Source organism: Acerihabitans sp. (assembly GCF_036398755.1).
Classification (GTDB): domain Bacteria; phylum Pseudomonadota; class Gammaproteobacteria; order Enterobacterales; family Enterobacteriaceae; genus Acerihabitans.
Genome location: NZ_DASWOM010000115.1, coordinates 57,635 through 63,955, shown reverse-complemented (window position 1 = coordinate 63,955; position 6,321 = coordinate 57,635). Strand labels below are relative to the sequence as shown.

The window sequence follows — 6,321 nt, the reverse complement described above, 5'->3', positions numbered from 1 at the left end:
TGCTTATCCATGCAGGCTGTTGCCAGACGCGAAATCATTCCCACTCAATCGTAGCCGGTGGCTTACCGGAAATATCGTAAACCACGCGGGAGATACCGTCGATTTCGTTGATGATGCGGTTAGAGACGCGGCCCAGGAACTCATAAGGCAGGTGCGCCCAGTGCGCGGTCATAAAGTCGATGGTCTCTACGGCACGCAGTGAAACCACCCAGTCGTATTTACGGCCATCACCCATCACCCCGACGGAACGCACCGGCAGGAACACGGTAAACGCCTGGCTTACCTTATTGTACAGCTCGGCTTTATGCAGTTCCTCAATGAAGATCGCATCCGCACGGCGCAGCAGGTCGCAGTACTCTTTCTTCACTTCGCCCAGCACGCGAACGCCCAGGCCTGGCCCCGGGAACGGGTGACGGAACAGCATGTCGTGAGGCAGACCTAACTCGAGGCCAATCTTACGCACTTCGTCCTTGAACAGCTCTTTCAGCGGCTCAACCAGCCCCAGCTTCATCTCTTTCGGCAGGCCGCCCACGTTGTGGTGGGATTTGATCACGTGCGCTTTACCTGTGGCAGAAGCGGCAGACTCAATCACGTCAGGATAAATGGTGCCCTGCGCCAGCCACTTCACGTCCTGCAACGTTGTCGCCTGCTCGTCAAATACTTCCACGAAAACGCGACCAATAGTCTTACGCTTCGCTTCAGGTTCGTCGATGCCTGCCAGCGCGTCCAGGAAGCGAGCTTCGGCCGGAACGTGGATGATGTTCAGGCCAAAGTGGTCGCCGAACATGTCCATCACCTGCGCGGCCTCGTTCAAGCGCAGCAGGCCGTTATCCACAAATACGCAGGTCAGGCGGTCGCCAATCGCGCGATGCAGCAGCATCGCGGTAACGGAAGAGTCCACGCCGCCGGACAGGCCAAGAATAACCTTGTCGTTGCCCACCTGCTCACGCAGACGCTCAACGGTGTCCTCGATGATTTTTGCCGGGGTCCACAGCGCTTCGCACTCGCAGATATCGCGCACGAAGCGCTCCAGCAGGCGCAGGCCCTGGCGAGTGTGGGTCACTTCCGGGTGGAACTGAACGCCGTACAGACGCTTCTCTTCGTTAGCGATAATTGCAAACGGGCAGGTCGCGGTGCTGGCAACGGTCACGAAGTCCGCCGGGATAGCGGAAACTTTGTCGCCGTGGCTCATCCAGACGTCCATCAGCGGCTTGCCTTCCGCGCTCAGCGAGTCTTCGATGTCACGGGTCAGCGCGCTCTGCACGCCAACTTCAACCTGCGCATAGCCGAATTCACGTTCGTTAGAGCCTTCAACCTTGCCACCCAGCTGCATGGCCATGGTCTGCATGCCGTAGCACACGCCCAACACCGGCACGCCGGCCTGGTATACGTATTCCGGGGCGATGGGGCTGTCCTGCTCCGTGGTGCTTTCCGGGCCGCCGGAGAGAATAATGCCGCTGGGCGCGAAAGCGCGGATCTGCGCCTCGGTCACGTCCCAGGCCCAGAGTTCGCAATAGACGCCAAGCTCACGGACGCGGCGGGCGATAAGCTGGGTATACTGTGAGCCGAAGTCCAGGATCAGGATGCGATGTTGATGAATATTGTCTGTCATAGAAGGCGTATTCCAGAAGCGGATATCAAATAAAATACGTCCCGGCCGCGGCCGGGACGAATAAAAAAATTGACGGGCGCTTAACCCATGCGGTAGTTCGGTGATTCTTTGGTGATGGCGACGTCGTGGACATGGCTTTCCTGGATACCCGCGCCGCTGATACGCACAAATTCAGCCTTGGTGCGCAGCTCGTCGATGGTAGCACAGCCGGTCAGGCCCATACAGGAGCGCAGCCCGCCCATTTGCTGGTGGACAATTTCCTTCAGGCGGCCTTTATACGCCACGCGGCCTTCGATGCCTTCCGGCACCAGTTTGTCGGCGGCGTTGTCGGTCTGGAAATACCGGTCCGAGGAGCCTTTGGACATGGCGCCAAGCGACCCCATGCCGCGATAGGATTTAAACGAACGGCCCTGGTAGAGTTCGATTTCGCCGGGGGATTCTTCGGTGCCGGCCAGCAGCGAGCCGACCATCACGCAGGAGGCGCCGGCGGCGATGGCCTTGGCGATATCACCGGAAAAGCGGATGCCGCCGTCGGCGATAACCGGGATGCCGGTGCCTTCCAGCGCTTCAACGGCGTCGGAGATGGCGGTGATTTGCGGCACGCCCACACCGGTGACAATCCGGGTGGTGCAGATGGAGCCTGGGCCGATCCCCACTTTCACCGCGCTTACGCCGGCCTCGACCAGCGCAATGGCGCCGGAAGCGGTGGCGATATTGCCGCCGATAATCTGCAGGTCGGGATATTTGGCGCGGGTATCGCGGATACGCTGCAATACGCCTTCGGAGTGGCCGTGGGAAGAGTCGATAAGCAATACGTCGACGCCGGCGGCCACCAGCGCATCGATACGCTCCTCGTTGCCGGCGCCGGCGCCGACCGCCGCGCCGACGCGCAGGCGACCGTGTTCGTCCTTACAGGCGTTGGGCTTGCGCTCGGCCTTCTGGAAATCCTTGACGGTTATCATGCCGAGCAAATGGAAATGCGCGTCCACCACCAGCGCTTTTTCCACGCGCTTTTCATGCATCTTTTGCAGCACGACTTCGCGCGCCTCGCCTTCTTTTACCGTGACCAGGCGCTCTTTCGGCGTCATGACCGCCGTTACCGGCTGGTTTAAATCAGTAACGAAACGCACGTCGCGCCCGGTGATGATGCCCACCAGTTCGTTGTCGTCCGTCACCACCGGGTAACCGGCGAAACCATAGCGGGCGGTCATTTCCTTAACCTGGGATAAGGTGGTGGCGGGCGTTACCGTCTTGGGGTCGGTGACCACGCCGCTTTCATGCTGTTTCACCCGCCTGACCTCGTCGGCCTGGCGTTCGATGGGCATATTCTTATGGATAAAACCGATACCGCCTTCCTGGGCCAGGGCGATGGCCAGCGGCGCTTCGGTCACGGTATCCATGGCGGCGGAAAGCAGGGGAATATTCAGGCGTATTTTTTTCGTCAGTTGCGTGCCGAGTTCGGCCGTGTTGGGTAACACCGTGGAATGTGCGGGTAACAGCAGGAGATCGTCGAACGTTAGAGCTTCTTTTGCGATACGTAACATAGCAATATCTCACCAGGGTGAATGTATAAAATATTGCCGTGGCATTATACAGAACGTAACCGGTTGCCTCCAGCACTTTTTAAAAAAAATGCTTGATATGCGCCGGGGGATAAGTAATATCAATCGATTAACCCTTATTTATGGAAGTTGATCTGGCTCACATGTCTTCACCTCCCACCGCACTGATTTTTACCGTCTCCCGTCTTAACCAGACGGTGCGCGAACTGCTGGAAGGCGAAATGGGCCAGGTCTGGCTTACCGGCGAGATCTCCAACTTCTCGCAGCCCGCCTCCGGTCATTGGTATTTTACCCTGAAAGACGATCGCGCCCAGGTGCGCTGCGCCATGTTTCGCAACAGCAACCGGCGGGTGACCTTTACGCCGCGCAACGGCCAGCAGGTGCTGGTGCGGGCGGCGCTGACGCTGTATGAACCGCGCGGCGAATATCAGCTGGTGACCGAGAGCATGCAGCCCGCCGGCGACGGCCAGCTGCAGCAGCAGTTCGAGCAGTTGAAGCAGCGCCTGTCCGCCGAAGGCCTGTTTGACAGCGGCCATAAGCAGCCGTTGCCCAGCCCCGCCCGCCGGGTCGGCGTGATAACCTCCGCCAGCGGCGCGGCGCTGCACGATATCCTTAATATTCTCCGGCGACGGGATCCCTCTTTACCGGTGGTTATCTATCCCACCCAGGTTCAGGGCCAGGACGCGCCGGCGCAGATCGTGCGCGCCATCGAGGCCGCCAACCGGCGCGGCGAGTGCGACGTGCTGATCGTCGGCCGCGGCGGCGGCTCGCTGGAAGATTTATGGAGCTTTAACGACGAGCGGGTGGCGCGGGCGATTTTTGCCAGCCGCCTGCCGGTGGTGAGCGCGGTCGGTCATGAAACCGATGTGACCATTGCCGATTTCGTCGCCGACCTGCGCGCCCCCACCCCGTCGGCGGCGGCGGAGCTGGTCAGCCGTAACCAGCTGGAGCTGGCGCGACAGCTGCAATCGCAGCAGCAGCGCCTGGAAATGGCGATGGACTATTTTATGGCGCAGCGCCAGCAGGTCCTGACCCGGATGCAGCACCGCCTGCAACAGCAGCATCCCCATCTGCGCCTGGCGCGCCAGCAAACCGCGCTGATAACACTGCGCCGCCGGCTGGACGACAGTTTGCAGGGGCAGTTGCGCCAGGCGCAGCGTCGCCAGGAACGCTTGCGGCAGCGCCTGGGCCAGCAGGCGCCGCTGCCGCGCATTAATCGCGCGCAGCAGCGCTTACAGTCCTTAGGCTACCGGCTGCGCCAGGCGATCGGCGATCGGCTGAACCAGCAAGGGCGGATACAGGCGCTGCGCTACCGGCTGGCGCAGGGCATGACGCGGCAGCTAAGCGGCGATCAGCGCACCTTCGGCATGCTGTGCTCCCAGCTCGAGGCGGTCAGTCCGCTGAAAACCCTGGCGCGCGGGTTCAGCGTTACCACCGATACCCAGGGCGCGCTGGTTAAGCAGGCCCGGCAGGTGAAGACCGGTGATATTCTCTCCACCCGACTGGAGGATGGACGGGTGGAAAGCCGGGTGCTGAGCGTTTCGCCCGCCGCCGCCACGCCAAAACGCAGCGCTAAGGCAGCGAAATAACGCCCAGGAGCCACCTTTCCCCGGTGCCAGGCGAACGCCTCCCGCGTTAGGTTTTGGCCCGCTTACCGGCACCCGATTTGCCGGTCACTTATCTGCGCGCGCGGACGCCAGGCGGGCAAAGGCGTTATAGCCCGCGCCAATCACCAGCAGGGCGCAGGTGCCGAAAAACACCGGCCGCATGCCAAAATGCCCGCCGATAAATCCCCCCAGCAACGGCCCCGCCACCTGGCCGACATATTGCGCCGAGGTGGAATAACCCAGCATCCTGCCGGCAATCTTGTCCGGCACATTGTGACGGATGACGCTGGCGATACAGGGCAGCAGTCCGCCCAGCGCCACGCCCATAAAAAAGCGCAGCGCCACCAGTTGCCAGCCGCGGGTCACCAGGGCCTGCGGGATAAGCAATAACCCCGCCGCCAGCAGGCAACCGATAATCACCGTCCACGGCCCGTTGCGGTCGGCCAGTTTGCCGAGCCAGGATGCCGAGACTATGCTGCCCAGCGCCGCGCTGGCCATCACCAGCCCGGCGACAAAGGTGACCTGGCGCGACTCCACCAGTTGCGCCACATACAGGGTAATAATCGGCTCAATGGACATATTGGCCACCATCAGCAGCGTGCCGGTAATCAGCATCGCCAGCACCGGCCGGCTAAGGCCGGCGCCGGTGGCGGTGGCGGGCATAATCTCCTGTTTGCGCCGAATGGCGGCGCCCGGCTCCTCGCGCAGTAAAAACGTGGTGGCCAGGAAGGAGATGAAAATCGTCGCGCCGGCCACCATGAAAGTAGCGCGAATGCCGATAAGCGGCGGCAGGATGCCGCCAACCAGCGGACCGATAAAATTACCGGCCATAATGCCGGAGGACAGTACGCCCAGCGCCCAGCCGGTGCGCGCCTTGGGGGTTTGGGTCGCCACCAGTATCATGGAACCCGATGCATAGCCCCCCAGCAGGCCGGCCAGCAGCCGCAGCGCCACCAGTTGCCAGACGCTGTGCGCCATGCCCAGCAGCGTCATGGCGACCGCCATGCCCAGGCTGGCGCGGATAAGCATCAGCTTGCGCCCATAACGATCCCCCAGGCGTCCCCACAACGGCGCGGTCAGCGCCGCGCTGAAAAAGGTGGCGCCATAGGCCAGGCCGGACCACAGGCCGATGGCGGCATGATCCGTTACGCCCAGTTGCTCGACGTACAAGGGCAGGAACGGCAGCAGCAGGGTCATGGCGATAATGGTGGTAAACGAGCCGAAGACGCAGACCAGCAGATTTCGTTGCCAGTAGCGGCTGCCGTCAGCCGGGTCCGTCGTGGTGATTGTCATATCCATCCTGAGATCTGTGAAGGCCGAGGCCCGGCCGGAAAATGTTTTCTAATCTCAACCCTGCGTCGATCCGGGGAAAATGTGCCGCCGCTCGGGCGCTGGCCCAAGTCGATATTCAGGAAAAAACGGCAGTATTAATTAACCTTGTGTGGCGGCATTTCCCTTGAGTAGCAAAAATAATATCAATCCAGCCGGTATGAAAACAACTTCTGCCGCTTCAAAAAATATAGCGAAATGACGAGCTGCT

At 61.3% G+C, this 6,321-nt stretch carries 4 protein-coding genes; 1 reads left to right on the top strand and 3 read right to left on the bottom strand.

Annotated elements, in window-relative coordinates; translation table 11 throughout:
* Positions 1-34: 34 nt before the first annotated feature.
* Positions 35-1,612 carry a glutamine-hydrolyzing GMP synthase gene (gene guaA / locus VGC33_RS19690; protein WP_331122478.1) on the bottom strand — a complete coding sequence of 526 codons (1,578 nt, stop codon included), beginning with the start codon at positions 1,610-1,612 and terminating at the stop codon, positions 35-37.
* An 80-nt stretch (positions 1,613-1,692) separates the two neighbouring features.
* Positions 1,693-3,156 carry an IMP dehydrogenase gene (guaB, locus tag VGC33_RS19685; RefSeq protein WP_331122477.1) on the bottom strand — a complete coding sequence of 488 codons (1,464 nt, stop codon included), beginning with the start codon at positions 3,154-3,156 and terminating at the stop codon, positions 1,693-1,695.
* A 161-nt stretch (positions 3,157-3,317) separates the two neighbouring features.
* Between guaB and xseA the strand changes: the two genes are divergently transcribed.
* Positions 3,318-4,763 (top strand): exodeoxyribonuclease VII large subunit, encoded by a 1,446-nt coding sequence (gene xseA / locus VGC33_RS19680; RefSeq protein ID WP_331122476.1) that lies wholly within the window; start codon positions 3,318-3,320, stop codon positions 4,761-4,763.
* Between the two features lie 84 nt (positions 4,764-4,847).
* On the opposite strand, the gene VGC33_RS19675 is transcribed toward xseA, so the two are convergent.
* The gene (locus tag VGC33_RS19675) at positions 4,848-6,074 is read right to left on the bottom strand and encodes an MFS transporter (RefSeq protein WP_331122475.1); all 1,227 of its coding nucleotides are present in this window, start codon (positions 6,072-6,074) and stop codon (positions 4,848-4,850) included.
* Positions 6,075-6,321: the final 247 nt, after the last annotated feature.